This window comes from Opitutaceae bacterium, from assembly GCA_015075305.1.
In the GTDB taxonomy this organism is placed as follows: Bacteria; Verrucomicrobiota; Verrucomicrobiia; order Opitutales; family Opitutaceae; genus UBA6669.
In genome coordinates, this window is the sequence record JABTUS010000013.1 from 17,176 (window position 1) to 34,477 (window position 17,302).

Consider the following 17,302-nt stretch of genomic DNA (forward strand, 5'->3'; position numbering starts at 1 on the left):
GGCATTCGATGTCAGGAATCACCGCCCGTCGCGGCGTACCCGTACAGAAAGGCGCGATGCAGCTCGAATCGGATCCTGCTCGCACCCGCCGGAGCCCGCTCGCCGCCCTTCCAGCGAAACGTGGCACGCCGCTGGTCTCCGGTCGCCGGCGTGCAGTCCTCCAGTGAAAAACCGGGGCAGGCCCGACCGGCCTCGTCCTGAAGCTCCGCACGAAGCGACCCACCCTGTTTGACATGGACATTGACCGCGACCCGGCTGCCCGCCAGCCGCATCGGTCGCGTGACAGCCTCCCCCACTGTCGCCCCCCCCGCCGAGGATACCAGAGCATACAGCCTGTCAAAGTCCCACGAGGCGCGGCACAAGGCGGTGTTGAACGGCAGCGTCGGCGTCTGGTAGCCGATCACGGTTTCATTGCCAACCTCGATGCGCGGCTTGAAACGCGTGTCAAATATCTCGCCGTGAATGCCCTCCGAGCCTGCGTAGTAAACGAACATTTTTCCGCCTTCGACGATCGGATGATGCATCTGCCACATCATGCCGCCACCGTAGTCGCCCAGGGCCGGATTGGGGAGCGCGGCACGGCGATCGGGTCGCCACCAGTGAAATCCGTCGCGCGACGCGGCGAGTTCGAGGCTCATGGTCTGAATCGCCGCATCATAGTAGTTCACCAGCGCCACATAACCGCCTTCCACCTTGACCGGGCAGACTTCCAGAAACTGCGCGTAGTCGGGATCCCGCCAGTCGCGCGTGAGCACCAGCGTTTCATCCCCCCAATGCGTTCCGTCCGGACTCGAGCGGCGGGCGACGCTGCGCAGACCGCCTCGCGGATTGTTGTCGTACGTGATGATCCGGTCGCCCTCCCGAAGTTTCGGGTAGACCTTGAAGTAGGAGTAGTAGGGGCCGCCGGGAGAGTCGCGATAGACATAGGACACATCTCCTCCTCCTCCGGTCGCCGCATGCAGCGGCCCCTCGGTCAGGATCCAGCTCTTCCCATCCTTCGAATGGTAGCGGTAGGTGCCCAGGCGTTCCTGGGGACCCGGCAGATGGCCAACCTTGTTCTCCTTCATCCCGCCGTAGAGCGGCCCGCGCATGACAAACATTTCGTAGGGCCATTCCTTGTTCGTTGGATCGACGAGGACCGATGCGTAAACCGACGTCCCTCCCGAATCCAAATCAAACAGGATGTTGGTCCTGTCGTAGCCCGGCCAGCGAACGAATGACAGCTCGGGTCGAACCCAGTGCACACCATCCCCGCTCTCAAGATAGGTGAGGCGGCGCTGCTGCTCGTGAATGGTGGTGAGTCCATCAAGCCTCACTTCCGCCGGCGTTGAAACCTGCCAGGCCTTCCACTTTCCGTCGATCGGATCATGCAGGACCGTGCCATGCGCCATGATCCCTCCCGCATCCCATGGCCTCCCCGGCTCAAGCAGGGGATTCCCTGGATCGGGCACGCCCAGCTCAACCCGCCAGGAGACGAGCTGCAACGATTCGAAATCATCCGGCATGAGCAGCGGGAGACGCTGTGAAGTGGAGGCCGCTTCCAGAGCAAGCGCAGCGACGCACGCGCCCGGGATCACGCACAGGCGGAGCCGCAGACAGAGATTTCGGAGCAGTGTTGGTGCCATGGCGGATTCGGGAGAATTGGTTGAATGACCGGACGGGAAGGCGTGACTGCGCCAATCAGAATCTCCGCTCAAGGGAGAACACAACCCGTCGCGGCGACGTTCCGCTGTTTGCCGTGCCCGTGACGACGCGCTGATCCAGGACGTTCTGCACGCGAAACTGCGCATCCCAGGATCCCCTTCCCTGCTTGCGCAGAACTCGCACGCCAACATCCCAGCGCAGGCTGCCGCTCTGCAGCACGATGTTGTCGGGGTTGAGCACCACATCATCGGTGTAGCCAAAGGCATTCTGGAAGTAAACCGACCAGACCGGGCTTCTGTAGCCAAGATAGCTGCCCATGAAATTCAGGCGCACAGGCGTGTCCCCGCGCTGCCTCCGCTTCACGACCGTCTGATCGGACTGGACGGCGAATATCGCAGTGTGCGCAAACGCACCCGACGCATAGAACGAGAGCCTGTCCGTCGGCGCCCCCGACAACTCGAACTCCACCCCCTCCGCCGTGGAACTCGGATCCACCACGTTCTCGCGCCAGTTGTACAACGGGCTCAGCTCGTCATTGCGGTTGGTGCGGAAATTCACCGAGCGGATGTCGCTTCCCTCGAGAATCTTGTAGTAGGAGACATTGAAGGTGTACTTGCCGCCAAACAGCTCCGACTTGATGCCGATCTCATCGAGCTCCACCGTGCGCGATGCCGCGACCCGCGCCGCGGGATCCCGGCCCGCCACTCCAAACGTTCCCTCGGGATAGCGGAGCACATTCCGCTCCGGATCCTGTTGCTCCGCATGGACCGCAAAGAGATTGGCCCCGGAGAACAGCCGGTATCCGGCGCCGACCCGCCAGGTTTTGTCCGTTGGCTCCGGGCGCGACGCCGTGAAGCTGTTGTTCATCAAATTGTGGATGTCCTCCTCGATCTTGTCATAGCGCCATCCTCCGGTGACCTGCAGGCGATCCTCCCATGCTTTCACGGTGTGCTGCACATAGAACGACGTCTCCTCAACGTCCCGCGTCTCCTCCGTCGAGACCCTCTGCGCCGGCAGATCGCTCCGCTTCAGGTTGAGAAAGGCACTGTTGTCGAGTATGCGAAAAATGCCGCCCGTATTGGCGCGCTTGAACCGGTCAAAAATGTCGCGCTTCGTGTATTCATATCCCACGAGAGTCTGGTGCGACATCTTCGCAAAATTGTATTCCATCAGGAAATCGCCCTGGTAGGACACAAATTCGGTGTCGCGCTCCGTGGTGTCGTGCCGCAGCGCCATGGTCCAGTCGATCGGCGGACCGAGCGGATTGGCCGGGTCGAAGATGTAGTTCCCGAATCCGCGCAGGCGCGTCAGCTCGCGGTCAACCTCTGTCTTCACCCAGAGGACGCCCTGCCGGGTCGAAAGCCAGTCGTTGAACTTGTGGTTGACCTGGGTCAGCACTTCGTAGTCCTGCGCATCGGGCTTGACCCACGATGCCGTCTGGGGCGTGTCCTGCGGCAGCATGCGCGTCTTGTGAAGCGCACCGTCCTGCGGAAAGGTCCGGAAGACCTGTCCGTTCGGCGCCCGGTAGAAGAACTGCATTTCATCCTGGATCTCGAAAAACTCCGCCGACGGCGTCCGGCCTGACTGCAGCGTTCCCTCGACCAGCAGGTCCGTCCGGTCCGTGAGCTGCACATGGACGGAGGGGAAGAACGCAAACGTGTCATAGCGTTCGTTGGGAAGGTAGATCTCGCCGCCCGTGTAGGAGGCTATCGCCCGGTAGAGCACCCGCCCGTCGGAGGTGAGCGGTCCGGTGCTGTCGAGCACGCTCTTGTTGTAGCTGAAGTCGTCGATCGTGAAGCTCACGGAATTCATCCGCTTCTTCTGCGGCTTCTTGGTGACCAGATTCACGACGCCCCCCGCCTCGCCACGCCCCGTGGTCGCCGAGCCGAGCCCCTTGATCACCTCAATGCGGTCGATGTTGGCCATGTCCTTTCGGAACTGCATCGACTGGCCGGAGGTGTAGCGGAAGCTGTTTCTGAACTGGCTGAAGACATCGATCGACCGGACCTGAAACTGGTCCTGTCCGCCATTGCGCACCGTGACGCCCGGGAGAAACGCAACGGCCTCGCCCAGTGTCGGCGCCGCCAGTTCCTTGATCATGCGCTCGCTCGCAATGTTGACCGTCTGCGGGATGTCCCGCAAAGGCGTGTTCAGGCGCGTGACCGACGTCGCCGATGTCACGCCATAGCCGCTGGCGTCCTCCTTCGCTTCAACCGAGAAGGGCGTCAGGGTGATCACATCCTTGTCGTCGGGTGCGGTGCTTGAAACAGTCTGTGCGGCGGCTTCTCCGGCGATCGCCGGCAGCACGGCGAGAAGGAGGGTCCGCAGGATTTTTGCGCGGGATATTCCATTCCCGTATGAGGTGTGCGATTTCATGGGGTTGCAGTGGTTTGCGGTCGCGCGATCCAGTCCGGCCATCGGACGGGGATCGCTGTGGCACGCATCCATGCGAATGCGCGGTTGACGCGCAAACCGGACGACGTGTTATGATAACGTCCAGTGAACTCCCGCCCCTCCCGAGCCAGTCTTCATGAGGTCGCCGCCGCCTGCGGCGTTTCGGCCATGACGGTGTCACGAGCCATGCGGAACCACCCGAACGTCGCCCCCGCCACGCGACGCCTCATCGTGAACGCCGCAAGAAAGGCGGGGTACGCGCCTGATCCCTACATGGCGCGGCTGATGGCCAGGGTCCGCAGCCATCGCCACAAGGATTCCGAGGCGGTCGTCGCCGTGCTGCGCGACTATCACCAGGGCGACGACCTGCTCGACTCCGCCTACCACTACGCTCCGCTGCGCGACATCAGCCACCACGCGGCGCGCTACGGCTACCGCGCAGAGGAGTTCCGGCTCGACCGCGCCAAGATGTCCCCGGAACGGCTGCGCCAGATCCTGGATGCACGCGGCATCGAGGGCCTGATCGTCTCGCCGCAGTCATCCCGGAGCATCGGGCGCGAAATGGACTACTCGGGTTTCGCCGCCGTGACGCTCGGCTACGGCCTTCCCAACCCGGGATTGCATCGCGCAAGCACCAACATGACCCGCGGCATCCTCAAGGCGACCCGCGAACTCGCCGACCGCGGCTACCGCCGCATCGGCCTCGCCGTGTCCGAATGGATCGACGCCCGCTCCGACCACACCTACACGGGCGCGATGCTCAACCATCAGCGCCTGATCAGGCCCGCCGACCGGGTGCCGCTCCTGCTCTTTCCCAAGAACAACATCGCCGAGGACAAGCGCTACTTCTGCACCTGGTTCCGCCGCCACCGGCCCGACGTCGTCATCTCCTTTGACACCTACGTCCCGGATTGGCTGACAGGGGATCTGGGGCTGAGCATCCCCGGGGACTGCGGATTCGTCGTCCACGACTGGATCGAGCGCTGCCCGCACCATGCAGGCATCGATCACCGCCGCCCGGACGTCATTGGCGCCGCCATGGACCTCCTGGCGACGCAGCTCCTCAACAACGAGCGGGGTGTGCCGGCCGTCGCGCGGCAGGTCCTTATCGAGCCCGCGTGGATCGATGGACCCAGCATACGCCCCCGTTGAAATCGCATCGAATGTTATCATAGCAGCCCCCGGGAATTGTCAGGGGCGGCCCGCTGGGAATCATCGTCCACTTTGCATCGTATGCCAAAACACCCCGGCGCCCGGCGCTCCGCTCCCCTCCCACTTGTCCTGGTGACATCCGAAACGCGCCGCGAGGAGCTGGCTCCCCTGCGCGGCATCGCCCGGCTGCTCGTTGGTCCCGGCGGCGGCAACACGATGCCCAGGTCCGAGGTCCTTCGATGGGCCCCAAAAGTTGCGGCCATCATCTGCCGCGGAGAACTGCAGGTGGATGCCGAGATCCTGGAGCGCGCCCCCCACCTGCGCATTGTCGCCAGTGCGTCGGTCGGAGTCGACAAGCTGGACCTCGCCCGCATGGAACGCCAGGGCGTCTTCGCCACAAATGCGCCGGATTACTTCGTCGAGGCAACGGCCGACTACACGCTCGGGGCGATAATATCCCTCCTGCGGCGGCTCAATGAGGCGGATCGCTACGTGCGCCGGGGTCAATGGCGCAGCTTCCAGCCCGGTGCGTGGGACGGAGCGCTGCTGCGCGGAAAGGTTCTCGGCCTCGTCGGCTACGGCGCCATCGGCCAGGCGGTCGCACGGCGCGCGGCGGGATTCGGCCTGGAGGTCATCCACTACCGGCGCACCCCGTCGCGGGATGCTGGATACACGCCTCTCGAACAGCTCCTGGCCCGATCCGACATTGTGTCCCTCCATGTCCCCTTGAACGAGGATTCGCGCGCATTGATCGACGAGCAAAGACTCCGGCGGATGAAGCCGGGGGCCTGCCTGGTCAATGTGTCCCGCGGACAGGTTGTTGATGAGCCGGCACTGATTTCAGCCCTTGAGTCAGGGCGGCTCGCCGGTGCCGCGCTCGATGTGTTTGCCGACGAGCCTCGCGTGCCGCTGGCATTGCGCCGGCTGCCCAATACGCTGCTCACACCTCACATTGGTGGAGGCACGGTGGAAAGCCGCAGACATTCGTCGCTCACCTGCGCGAGGGCTGTTGCGCGAGTCCTCTCTGGACAACGGCCTGATAATCTCAAGAACAACCCCTCCGCCGGTTCCCTCCGGAAATGGCGCGGCTCCAAACCCTCGGCCAATCCCAAATGATGAGCACTTCATCCGTCCATGAACCCGAACTCATTCGGAAGATCAGCTTTCGCCTGCTGCCATTCCTGATGCTGCTTTACCTGGTCGCCTACATCGACCGGGCGAACATTTCAGTCGCAGCACTTCAGATGAACGCCGATCTTGGGTTGAGCGCCCGCATGTATGGACTCGGTGCCGGCCTCTTCTACGTCACCTACATTCTCTTCGAGGTCCCCAGCAACATCATCCTGGCCCGCGTGGGCGCGCGACGCTGGATCGCCCGCATCATGCTTACCTGGGGAATGATCGCCGCCGGCATGGCGTTCATCCACACCGCCGGTCAGCTCTACACGATGCGGCTCCTCCTCGGCGCCGCGGAAGCGGGCTTCACCCCAGGCATCATCTACTACCTGAGCCGCTGGTACCCGTCCCGCCACCGCGCCGGTGCGCTCTCCTATTTCTACATCGCGGCGGCGCTTGCCTCGGTCGTCGGGCTCCCTCTCTCCGGAGCGCTCCTGGGGCTCGACGGCTGGCATGGCTTCTCAGGGTGGCGCTGGCTCTATTTTCTCGAGGGAATACCCGCCATGATTCTCGGTGTCGCGGTTTTCTACTACCTGCCTGACCGGCCCTCGAAGGCCCGATGGCTTTCACGCGATCAGGCGGACTGGCTGGAAAACACGATCGCGGATGAGTCCGCCGCAGCCCCTGCCGCCAAATCACACGCCGCTGGCTGGCGGCGCGCCTTCAGCGACAGCCGGGTCTGGCTCCTGAGCCTGTTCTGGCTTCTCCAGGCGTTCGGCACCATCGGTGTTACGCTTTTCCTGCCGCAGATCCTGAAGAGCCTCTCGAACGCCAGCAATTTTCTGGTGAGCCTCTACTCCGCCCTGCCGTTCATCTTCGCCTGCATTTTCATGTACGTGAACGGCCGGCATTCCGATCGCACCGGAGAGCGGCGCTGGCATCTGGGACTTCCCCTCATGGTCTCGGGAATCCTGCTGGCCGTGGCAACAACCAGCAGCAACCTCACCTTCGCCTATGTTCTCCTGGTGCTTGCCGTGGGATTCAACTGGGCCGTGACACCTGTCTTCTGGGCGGTGACCACGGAATACCTGGCAGGCGGCGTTGCCGCGGCGGGGGCCATCGCCCTCATCAATTCCGTCGCCAACCTCGCCGGCGTGGGTCTGCCCCCAGCGATGGGCTGGATTCGCGACCACCGCGGGAGCTACCAGCTCGCACTCCTGCTCATAGCGCTCGCGCTCTTCCTCGGAGGAATCCTCGGTCATGCGCTCGCCGGAAAGAAGCCCGGCTCATCCTGTTGATGCCTGCTTCGCTTGTTGAAATTCGCGCCTGACACCGCCCTGCTCCCTTTCTGAACAAGACGCCATGAAGATCACACGATTGGAGACTTTCCACGTCCGCCCCCGCTGGCTCCTCGTCCGCGTGCACACCGACTCCGGACTCAGCGGCTGGGGTGAAGCGACGCTTGAGGCCCGCTCGCTCACCGTGGAAACGATGGTCCGCGAAATGTCCGGCTGGCTGATCGGCCAGGACCCGCGCCGCATCGAGCACATCTGGCAGACGCTGCACCGCGGAAGTTTCTATCGCGGCGGCCCCGTCCACGGCTCGGCCATCGCCGGAATAGACATCGCACTCTGGGACATCCTTGGAAAGAGCCTCGGGACTCCAGTGCATCAACTGCTGGGCGGACGCGTTCGCGACAGGATCCGCATGTATGCCTGGACGGACGCGGGCACCGCCGACGACTACGTCAATTCGGTTCGCGACCTGCGCGACCGCCGGGGTCTGACCGCATTCAAGTACAACGCCACCGGTCAGATGCGCCCGGTTTCGTCGCTCTCCGCGATTGAGACCGCCGTCACCCGGTTCAAGGACCTGCGGAAACTGGTCGGGCCAGATGTCGACATCGCAGCCGACTTCCACGGTCGTCTGACGTTCGCCGATGCCAAACGCCTGATCGGCCGCCTCGAGGAATTTCATCCGCTGTTCATCGAGGAACCCATTCTTCCCGGCGATCCGGAAGGCATGCGACTGATCGCGGAATCGACCCGGATCCCCATCGCCGCCGGTGAACGCCTTTTCAATCGCTGGGATTTTCAGCCCCTTCTCGATCGCCGCGCGATCAGCGTTGCCCAGCCCGACCTCGCACACGCCGGGGGAATTTCCGAGACGCGCCGCATCGCCGCACTCGCCGAATCGCGCGACATACTCGTCGCCCCGCACTGCCCGGTCGGCCCGGTCGGCCTGGCCGCATCCCTGCAAATCGACGCGGCCTGCCCCAATTTTCTGATCCAGGAGCACGTCACCCTCGGCGAATCGCTCCTGACCAAGCCATTCGTGCTCGAAGCCGGATTCCTGAAGGTGCCCGAAGCCCCCGGCCTGGGCGTCGAAATTGATGAAAAGAAACTCGCTGCGGAGAAATTTGACGGCGTCTGGCACAATCCTCGATACACCGCCGAGGACAACGCATTTGCGGAGTGGTAGATCATGAGCACCGGCGATTTGCTGCTCTCGTGCGACTGGGGTACTTCGAGTTTCCGCCTGCGACTGGTAAGCCGGGGAAACGGCCGCGTTCAGACTGAGCATGCAACGGCAGACGGCGCCCAGCCGATCGCCAGCGCCAGCCCCAGCGTCACCGCGAGGCGGGCGGCGTTTCGCGCCGTCCTGGCGCATGCGCTCGAAGCGATCGGTGTCGCCCAGCAAAGGAGCATTCCCTTGGTCATTTCGGGAATGGCCTGCTCCACCATTGGCTGGCTGCCTCTCGGCTACGCAGGCCTGCCGGCGCATGTCTCCGGCAGCGACTTTGTGACCGGCGACCGCCGCATCGACGGCCGCAAGGTGAGGTTTGTCTCAGGCCTGCGGGCGGACTGCGATGTCATGCGCGGCGAGGAATGTGAGCTTGCCGGGCTTTTCGCAGCGGGGCGTCGTCAGGTTCTCGCACGGGACTGCCTGGTCGTGCTTCCGGGCACCCATTCCAAGCATGTTCGCCTGAAAAGGAACCGCATAACCGATTTCGTCACGCACCCGACCGGGGAGCTTTTTTCGCTCGCTTTGAAACACAGCACGTTCGGCGGCGCCATGAACGAAAAGTTTTCGCCTCGATCATTTCGCGCGGGCGTCCTGGCAGCGCGGCAACTGGGCATGGGGCCGGCCCTTTTCAAAGCACGGGCGAGAACCGTTCTGGGGCTCATGCCTCGTGAGCACACCGCAGATTTTCTCAGCGGCGTGCTGATAGGTTCAGAAATCGTCTGCCTGCCGTCCGGCGTGCCTGTGGTACTCGGTGCAGGCCCCGCGCTCGCTCCCCGCTACCGACTCGCCCTTCGCACGATCCGGCGGAGGGAGAGTTTCATTCCCATTGAGCCGCGGGAAATGGCGCAGGCGTTGATTCGCGGCCACCTGCAGTTGTCAACGGGCCTGTAGGACCGCGGTCCGGAGCCGACTAGTTGCCCGCCGGTGATGACCGGGAAATCCGGCCGGTGATGACCATTCTCTCCCGCTTGAGGATCATGTGAATCACGCCTGGCTCAATCGGATCCCACGCAAACGCCTGGCCCTCCGCCGTCACAGGCACCGTGGCGACCCACTTCAGGGTCGATCCCGCATCCGGAAACTCGAGAACACAAAGCGCCTTCTCATCGTGGCCGGTCACGAAGAGGAAACCACCAGGCCCGATTGCACCGCCCGAAATGCCGAAGCCGCGCTTTCCGAGATAGGCAATCAAATCCGGGGGAAACACCCACCCGCGTCCGGTTGGGGCCCAGTCATCGGTGAACTCCGCCAGCCGCGTCCACTCCGGCCCGCGCCCGGGTTCTCCACCGCGTCCGGCATAGTGGACGAAGCAGGCTATCCAGTGATCGGCCCGCCGGTCGATCCAGGTGAGTGAACCGTCCGTCCGCCCCAGGCTGATCGCCCCGACATGCTTCAGGGTCGCCGGATTCCAAAGCTCGACCGAGCTCACATGCGGAACACCGGGATAATTGGAATGGGCACCGTGTAGTTGGCCGATAAATACGACACCCGCGTTGACATGCGTCAGCGGCTGACCCTCCGGACAGCTCCAGGTCGCCACACGCTCACCCGTCGTCTTGCGATACTTGCCGATGTCGTGATTGGAAATGACATACAGGAAATCCTGATCTGCAGCCACGCCCTGCCTTGCCTCGGAAGCCGTGAAGCGCCGGATCTCCTCGAACCGCCACCCGTCCGGCCCGGGTACGCTGTCGTCCGCCCAGACCACGCTGGAAAGGATTAATGCTGCCGCGAGACTGGAGTGCCAGGGATTCATTGCTTTGGAAGGAGGTTGAAGATTTCGGGACGAAGGGATGGGGGCGCCAAACATTCGCCAAGGGACCGTGTTTGCATCCTTGAGCCGATGGAAAGCGCCGCACAACTCCGGCTCCATCGTGAAACACCTGTCAACGCTGGCAACCGGTCTGACATGTTATGATAGCACGGCAGGCCCCCGCCCCCTGCCGACCGGCACGTCGCCGTAGCCGTGAACACGTTCGCAAATCTGACTCAGGATCGAACCCAGGTCTCCGTTCGCCGTCTTGAACTGGTCGGCGTCCACGGTAAGAGGCGCGCCAAGCACGACGAGCGGAGCACCATAGCCCGGAGTCAGCATGGCCTGCTCCAGCGTGAGGCCGCCGACCGCCTGCACGGGCACGCTGACCGCTGCGACAACCTCGCGCAGATTGTCGAGCGGACTCGGCATGCGACGCCCGGACGCCGCGATTCCCCGGCGTTCGTCATAGCCAATGTGATGAATCACATAGTCGCATCCAAAGTCCTCCAGCAACCGCGCGCCAGCCACCCAGTCCTCACAGCCCAGATTGTCGCCCATCACCTTCACATTGTAGTCACGGCCCGCCTTGACCACGCAGCGCAGCGTCTCCCTGTGCGCGCGCGCCATGACCACCACATGCGTGGCTCCCGCCTTTGCCATCATCTCGGCCTCCAGGTATCCTCCATCCATCGTCTTCAGGTCAGCTACGATGGGCTTCGTCGGAAACCTCTCGCGCAGCCGTCGCACCCCGTGCAGACCCTCCGCCAGAATCAGCGGGGTCCCCGCCTCCAGCCAGTCCACGCCCGCCTGCACGGCGACTTCCGCGGTGCGGACCGCCTCGTCAAGATCAGTGATGTCCAGGGAGATTTGTACAATGGGGCGCATGGTGGGATGACAGTCTCGTCTTACTGGCTACATCAGCAGACCGCCGCCACGCGATGAAATTTTTGCCCATTCCGAGTCGTGGTGCATCGCGGCCCAGGGCCTGACGCGTTCCCGCTTGGCATTTCTTGCACATTCATTCGGGGACCGTCACAACCACCCCGGCGATCCGGCACCGACCCACACTTCCCATGAAAATCAAATCCGCAGAGTTTCTGGCGAGCGCGCCCAGCCTCGCCGACGCGCCGCGAACCCGCCTGCCCGAGATCGCCTTCATCGGACGATCCAATGTCGGAAAATCCTCGCTGATCAACATGCTGACCGGCCGCCGCGACCTCGCCAAGGTGTCAGCGACTCCGGGCAAAACCGTGCTGATGAATTTTTTTCGCATCAACGGCTCATGGCTGCTCGTGGATCTTCCCGGCTACGGCTATGCGAAGGTAGCGAAATCACAGCGGGCAGACTTCAGTGACGCGGTGAACGCCTACCTCGAACAGCGCGAAAACCTCCACCGCATCTTTGTGCTGATCGACTCGCGGCTGGAACCCCAGGCGATCGACCTCGAATTCCTGGACTGGGTCCGGCACATCGGCCTCGACTACTCCCTGATCTTCACCAAGGTCGACAAGCAATCGCCAACCCGTACGCGCGCAGGCATCGCGGCGTTCATGAACAGCCTGATGCTTCGCGGATGCACCACGCCGCCGTGCTTTCAAAGCTCCACGATCTCGAATCAGGGTAGATCGGAGATTCTCGCGGCGATCCAGGAGGCGATCAGAACGCCGTGACCACCTGATAGACGCCGAGCGACCCCATCGCCGCGGCGGCCATGAGCAGACCGAGAAGCGAAAGCGGGCGTGCGCGCAGGGCGCGATGGGGATTCGTGAAATGGAAGTAGAGCGCGGCCCCCGCAAGGAACGGCAGCATCATGCCCTGGGCAATGGCGCCAACGAACACCAGATGCACGGGATTGCCCGCCCAGATGAAAACCGCGGTGAAACAGATGGGCAGCACCACGCAGCCAATCTTGACCCATTTTCTCCGATCCGCGTCGTCACGATACCGCTTCAATCCCCACAATCCAAGCGCATCGGCCAGCAGCCGGGCGTTCGATGCGGTTCCTCCAAAGATAGTGGAGTACAGCACCGCTAGGGCTCCGACAACAAAGAGCCACAGGCTCCACTCCCCGAACGTGGTCCGGTACATGTGCGAGAGCGTCTCGATCATGTGCGTGTTCTCGACAGTCATGTTCTTCGCGTGGAGAACAGCCGCGCCGAGGAGATAGAACGCCACCGTCGTCGAGGTATAGAGGACGAACGATGTCCAGGCATCGATGCGCATCACGCGCAGCCAGGCCTTCGCGCGCGTCTGCCATTCGTCCGTGCCGTCATCAGGCCCAAGCCGCCTTCCGTAGCCTTTCTCGAGACACCAGTACGGGTAATAAATCAGCTCCGAGGCCCCGACCCCAATCAGCCCAAAACATCCAAATGCCGTCGCGAGATCCGCAGGCAGCTTGAACGAGAAGCCGCCGGCCATTTGTGAAGCCGTGATTGCGTAGGGGGTGGACTGCAGCGCGACCACCGCAACGACGGTCGTTATCGTAAATCCGGCGACCATCGCGGTGGAGGCAATCTCCACCAGTCGATACCTCCCGATCACCAGCAGCACCGCGCAGCTCATGCCGATCACGATTGCGAGCGGCTCCACCGCCACCTTCAGGCCGGCCAGTTGAAACGCAGTCGCCGCGCCGCCCACCATGCCCGCCACCTGGGGCACAAGGCAGACGTACATGCCCAGCCAGATCCAGAGGACCCACGAGACCACCAGGCGCGGACCAGGCAGCCTGTTCAACGCCTCGAGTGTCGTCACGCCTCTCGTAACGGCATGACGCCCCAGCTCGATCTGAACGAAAACCTTGAGCAGACACCCGAGGATGATGAACCAAAGCAGCCTGAAGCCCACCTCGGCCCCGAGCTTCGGCGTCACGATCAGTTCTCCCGAGCCGACAATGATCGACGTGATGATGAGGCCGGGCCCCAACTGCCTGATCAATCCCTTCAACGAAGTGGGTGCCGGTTGGATGTCTGAGGCAGGCTGGGATACCATGGAGGGTAGCGCGCCAGCGTTGCGCGTTTCATCGGCGACACAAGGGGTAATCCTGTTCGCATTGAAGATAGTCGAGCCTTTCCCCCCAAGTGTCTCGGCAAACTCACCAAGTCGTGCGCGATTGCCTTTCCCGCAGCCGCCCGTCTTTCTGGCGGCTCCTGAATGGCACTTTCTCGAAAACGGATTTTCAGACAGGCTGCGCCTCAACCCGCCACGATCTATGTCCGGCGCGGCTACAACCGCGTCCTCGCCGGGGAATTTGAGGCGCTGAAGGCGAAACGGGTCGACTTGGTCAGGGACAAGGTCGAGGCCCACAGCCAGGGTGACCTTCGCGAAAACTTCGGATTCAAGGCCGCCAAGGAGGCGATCCGCGCCGTCGATCGGAAGATGATGGCGCTCGATCGATTCGTGGCGCGCAACACCTTCATCGAGGTCGACACGGCATCCTGGCTCACGAAGGCCACCGACACCCTGCAACTCGGGCATGTGGCCGCGATTGAGAAGCAGGATGTCGCCTCCAACCGCAGACATCGCTTCACATTCCTGGTCACCACGCATGGCGAAACCGCCAGCGATCCGGATTCAGGAATCGAGTGCCTGCCTCACAATTCGCCGCTTGCGGCCGTTCTGCTGGGTCAGCCTGTCAATGCACGCATCAAGGCCCGCCTGCCCGCAGGCGAAGCCTTTCTCACGGTGCTTTCCATCCGCAACCCAACCCAGACGGAGCTGGACCGCCTCTTGAGAGAGATCAAGCCGCCAGAGATCGATGATTCAGAGGATTAGGGGCATCTCTTCTCCGACCGAGGGATCCTCAGCTGAAGATCGGAGCAAGAACCAGATTCGCTCCAGGCAGCGCCACAAAGTTCTCTCCAATGCTCCAGGTCAGGTCGTTCAGCAGCAGCTTGAACTCCACCTTTCCGTACGCAGGCGTCAGCTTGATGGTCCACTGGTCATCGTAGGCGCATTCGAGCGGCACCCCGGAGCTCCAGGTCAATCCTGCACCTTCGCCTCGAATGAACAATTGATTGCCGAACCCGACATCGATTTGAGCGGTGATCGTGATTTCCTCGGGCGCAGACTCAACCACGGCGCCCTTGGCCTCCTGCACGGCACGCGCCGCGGCAGAACCATTCGCAACCGGTTTGGGTGGCACCGACTTTCTACGAGGAGCGACAGCCTTGCTAACCGGCTTCGTCCCGACCGGTTTCGCCGTGGCGCCACGCGGTGTATTGCTCTTCTTGACCTGTGGGGCGGCAGGCTTTGCTGATGTTTTGCTCTTCTTGTTCATGTCTGTATGGCTGTTATGGACAACGTTACAGACAAGACATCGCATATTCCATGCCCGCAACTTGAAAATGTGCGGGAAAATCGCGCAATCGGCGGGCCAGCGGGCGCCATTCTCCACGAATCGTGCCCGCCCCCAACTTGAAGGCATCCCTGATCTGCGATGCCGCGCTCCAATGGGTGTCGCAGCATTCGGTCACCAGCCGTCACGCTACCGGGCTGAATGACCCGCGCCCAGCGGCCGGCCCGCACCATCCACGGGATCGACATACTTGACCCGCCCGGCGAGCGGCACCAAGTCCGTCAGATCGTAGGTGCGCAACACCCCGTGGATGGCAGACTCCAACTGGCGGTGAGGCACGGTTGCGTCAATGACGCTCTCCCACGACTCAATGGACCTGACCAATCGCACGGAGGAGAAACTTGCAGGATAAGCCGCCGCGGCATTGAGCGCTGGTACAGCCGCATCCTCCAACGCGATCATCTCGATCGAGGCTGCAGGTCCGCCCGGCATCGCCTTCCAGGCCTTCACCACGCCAAGGATATCCTCCGCCCTCATTCCCAAAAGCGACCTGCCCATCATGTAGGCGACCAGATACTCGGCGCCATTGTCCCCGGCAACCGCTGCGGGTCCCCTGCGCCAGGCCTTCATGCTGGTTTCCCCAAAACCACGAAGGTCAACCGCCAGCACCTCCGTGCCGTCGGCGACAAGCTTCGCGATCGGTCCGTCCTCCCCGGCATCCGCCTGCTTGCCAGCGCCATGCACATAAAGGCAGGCTCGCGCCGCGGGTTGCGCAGGCGTGAATCTGAGGGCGGGAAGCGGGACATCACCGTCGCGCGAAAAAATCAGGCGCTCAATCGTCATGCCAGGGCGTTTGAGGGACCCCCTGCTTTCGGCGCGGAGGGGGGGCAGCGTGTCAACATTTCTGATGTTCGCGACCTCTCTGATGCGTTCGCGCCGGGCGGCGTCCGTCAGCTCCGCCCACACGGACTTTCTTTCATGCGCAAGTCGCGCAGCGCGTTCGCGATTGAGGTCGTAGATTGAGCGCGCTCCAGGAAGCGAAAGCACTGACCCCTTCGGCGTGCACTGGATCTCCTCGTTGCTGAAATGCGGCGTTTCCTTTTCGAAAACCGGCTCGTCAATCCCCAGCAGCCAGCGCCGCATCCATCGTACCGCGCCCTCGCGGAGCTGCAGGCTGAATCCATGCGTCGCATCCGTCTCCACGAGATCGATGCGTTCCGGATACCCAAGCCGCGTGTAGATTCGTTTCGCATCCCGGAACGCCTCCCATGCACCGGCAATCGGCACATAGTCGCGCGTGGCGGACAGGATCAGGACCGGCCGCGGCGCGGCCATCACCAAGTAGTCGGGAATGTCCATCCCGTAGCGGTACTGTGCAAAAATGTCCTGCTCGGGATCCCCGGGGCCGGGATGTTCATTCTTTCGCGCACTCGTCGTGATGAAGCACCCGGGAGCGGCAGCCACGAGCCGGGGCTCGAGAGCGATCAGGTAGGACGTCATCATCCCTCCTCCGGAATTGCCGGAAACCGCTATCCGCTTTGGATCCAGATCTGCGCGGGTTTCGAGATAGTCGGCCGCCCGCATGCCATCCCAGATCATGTCGGTGACAAGATTCCTCCCAAGGAGGATGGGGGCCACCGCAATTGTAGTGTGCTCAACCGTCGGATCAAACGAAGACCTGCCCCCGACGTCCTCCACCCGCACGGTCTGACGACGCTCCCCCTGGCCGATCGGATCGAAGCAGAATACGGCGAGTCCATTCCGGGCCAAGATCATCGCCGGCGCCTGGTATGCGGCTTTTCCGCTTCCGGAATGTCCGCACGGCATCAACACCACGGGGTGCGGCGCCTTTCCCTCGAGCGGGAGATACAGGTTGGCCGACACGACAAACCCCGGCTGGCTTTCAAACAGGACCTTTTCAACGCGGAAGCCCTCGCCGCGAAGCTCGCCGGTGACACGCGCGTTCAACGGAGTGCGCTCGGGAAACCCTCCCAGCGACTCAATGAAGTGCTCCCGGAGACGCTTCTGGTACTCCGCGATCTTCTCCTTTCCATTGATGGCTTCATACGCCCTCCGACGCTTTTCGAGCATGGCAAGCGATTCCTGTCGCAGAACATCCCGCAGCGGCCCCTCCCCCTTCTTCACCACCGCAGCCACGGGCAGCACACCCAGCGGGTCCTGCGCAGCCTCCTGTCCATGCACATTCTGCGGCACATGGAAAAAGGCTATGGCCAGGAGCAGTGCCTGGGCGGCACGCCACATCATCCGCATGGGTGCGAAAGCGCGCTTCGCGTCGAGGAGGACCATTCTTGAATCAACAGCGGAATCTTGATCACGCATCTGTGGCTTCATGGGCATTAAAATGTTCTGAGGTTCCAGGGAGGGGAAAGCAGGGAGAGGAATTGTGCGCCGAAGGGAGT

The 17,302-nt window shown here is 62.8% G+C and carries 14 protein-coding genes; 7 read left to right on the top strand and 7 right to left on the bottom strand.

The genetic code is table 11. The annotated features are described in order from the left end of the window. Nucleotides 1-11 precede the first annotated feature (11 nt). On the bottom strand, nt 12-1,625 hold the full coding sequence (locus HS122_19850) for a hypothetical protein (GenBank protein MBE7540649.1): 1,614 nt from the start codon (nt 1,623-1,625) through the stop codon (nt 12-14). Between the two features lie 55 nt (nt 1,626-1,680). Continuing rightward, a complete protein-coding gene (locus HS122_19855; GenBank protein ID MBE7540650.1) occupies nt 1,681-4,020 on the bottom strand; it encodes a TonB-dependent receptor plug domain-containing protein in 2,340 nt (779 codons plus the stop codon). A gap of 186 nt (nt 4,021-4,206) precedes the next feature. On the opposite strand from HS122_19855, the gene HS122_19860 reads away from it, so the two are divergent. From HS122_19860 to HS122_19880, 5 genes are all read left to right on the top strand, one after another. Further along, nucleotides 4,207-5,190 carry a LacI family DNA-binding transcriptional regulator gene (locus HS122_19860; protein MBE7540651.1) on the top strand — a complete coding sequence of 328 codons (984 nt, stop codon included), beginning with the start codon at nt 4,207-4,209 and terminating at the stop codon, nt 5,188-5,190. An 81-nt stretch (nt 5,191-5,271) separates the two neighbouring features. After that, on the top strand, nt 5,272-6,306 hold the full coding sequence (locus HS122_19865) for a D-glycerate dehydrogenase (GenBank protein MBE7540652.1): 1,035 nt from the start codon (nt 5,272-5,274) through the stop codon (nt 6,304-6,306). Further along, entirely contained in the window at nt 6,303-7,604 is a 1,302-nt protein-coding gene (locus HS122_19870; GenBank protein ID MBE7540653.1) for an MFS transporter, read from the top strand. Before HS122_19865 ends, HS122_19870 begins: the two co-directional genes overlap by 4 nt. Before the next feature lie 64 nt (nt 7,605-7,668). Then, nucleotides 7,669-8,787: a galactonate dehydratase gene (gene dgoD / locus HS122_19875; protein ID MBE7540654.1), complete on the top strand. Its 1,119-nt coding sequence runs from the start codon at nt 7,669-7,671 to the stop codon at nt 8,785-8,787. Between the two features lie 3 nt (nt 8,788-8,790). Then, nucleotides 8,791-9,723 (top strand): 2-dehydro-3-deoxygalactonokinase, encoded by a 933-nt coding sequence (locus HS122_19880; protein MBE7540655.1) that lies wholly within the window; start codon nt 8,791-8,793, stop codon nt 9,721-9,723. 19 nt (nt 9,724-9,742) lie between these two features. On the opposite strand, the gene HS122_19885 is transcribed toward HS122_19880, so the two are convergent. Beyond that, nucleotides 9,743-10,588, bottom strand: coding sequence for a hypothetical protein (locus HS122_19885; GenBank protein ID MBE7540656.1), 846 nt, complete (start codon nt 10,586-10,588; stop codon nt 9,743-9,745). A gap of 156 nt (nt 10,589-10,744) precedes the next feature. Then, nucleotides 10,745-11,473: an orotidine 5'-phosphate decarboxylase gene (locus tag HS122_19890; protein ID MBE7540657.1), complete on the bottom strand. Its 729-nt coding sequence runs from the start codon at nt 11,471-11,473 to the stop codon at nt 10,745-10,747. Between the two features lie 188 nt (nt 11,474-11,661). On the opposite strand from HS122_19890, the gene HS122_19895 reads away from it, so the two are divergent. Next, a complete protein-coding gene (locus HS122_19895; GenBank protein ID MBE7540658.1) occupies nt 11,662-12,258 on the top strand; it encodes a YihA family ribosome biogenesis GTP-binding protein in 597 nt (198 codons plus the stop codon). Here HS122_19895 and HS122_19900 read toward each other — a convergent pair. Next, nucleotides 12,245-13,576: an Nramp family divalent metal transporter gene (locus tag HS122_19900; protein ID MBE7540659.1), complete on the bottom strand. Its 1,332-nt coding sequence runs from the start codon at nt 13,574-13,576 to the stop codon at nt 12,245-12,247. The genes HS122_19895 and HS122_19900 overlap by 14 nt on opposite strands. Before the next feature lie 162 nt (nt 13,577-13,738). Here HS122_19900 and HS122_19905 point away from each other — a divergent pair, with 162 nt between their 5' ends. Beyond that, nucleotides 13,739-14,359, top strand: coding sequence for a hypothetical protein (locus tag HS122_19905; protein MBE7540660.1), 621 nt, complete (start codon nt 13,739-13,741; stop codon nt 14,357-14,359). Nucleotides 14,360-14,387: 28 nt separating this feature from the next. Here HS122_19905 and HS122_19910 read toward each other — a convergent pair whose 3' ends face one another. Continuing rightward, the gene (locus HS122_19910; GenBank protein ID MBE7540661.1) at nt 14,388-14,864 is read right to left on the bottom strand and encodes a hypothetical protein; all 477 of its coding nucleotides are present in this window, start codon (nt 14,862-14,864) and stop codon (nt 14,388-14,390) included. Nucleotides 14,865-15,071: 207 nt separating this feature from the next. After that, entirely contained in the window at nt 15,072-17,189 is a 2,118-nt protein-coding gene (locus tag HS122_19915; GenBank protein ID MBE7540662.1) for an acetylxylan esterase, read from the bottom strand. Nucleotides 17,190-17,302 lie beyond the last annotated feature (113 nt).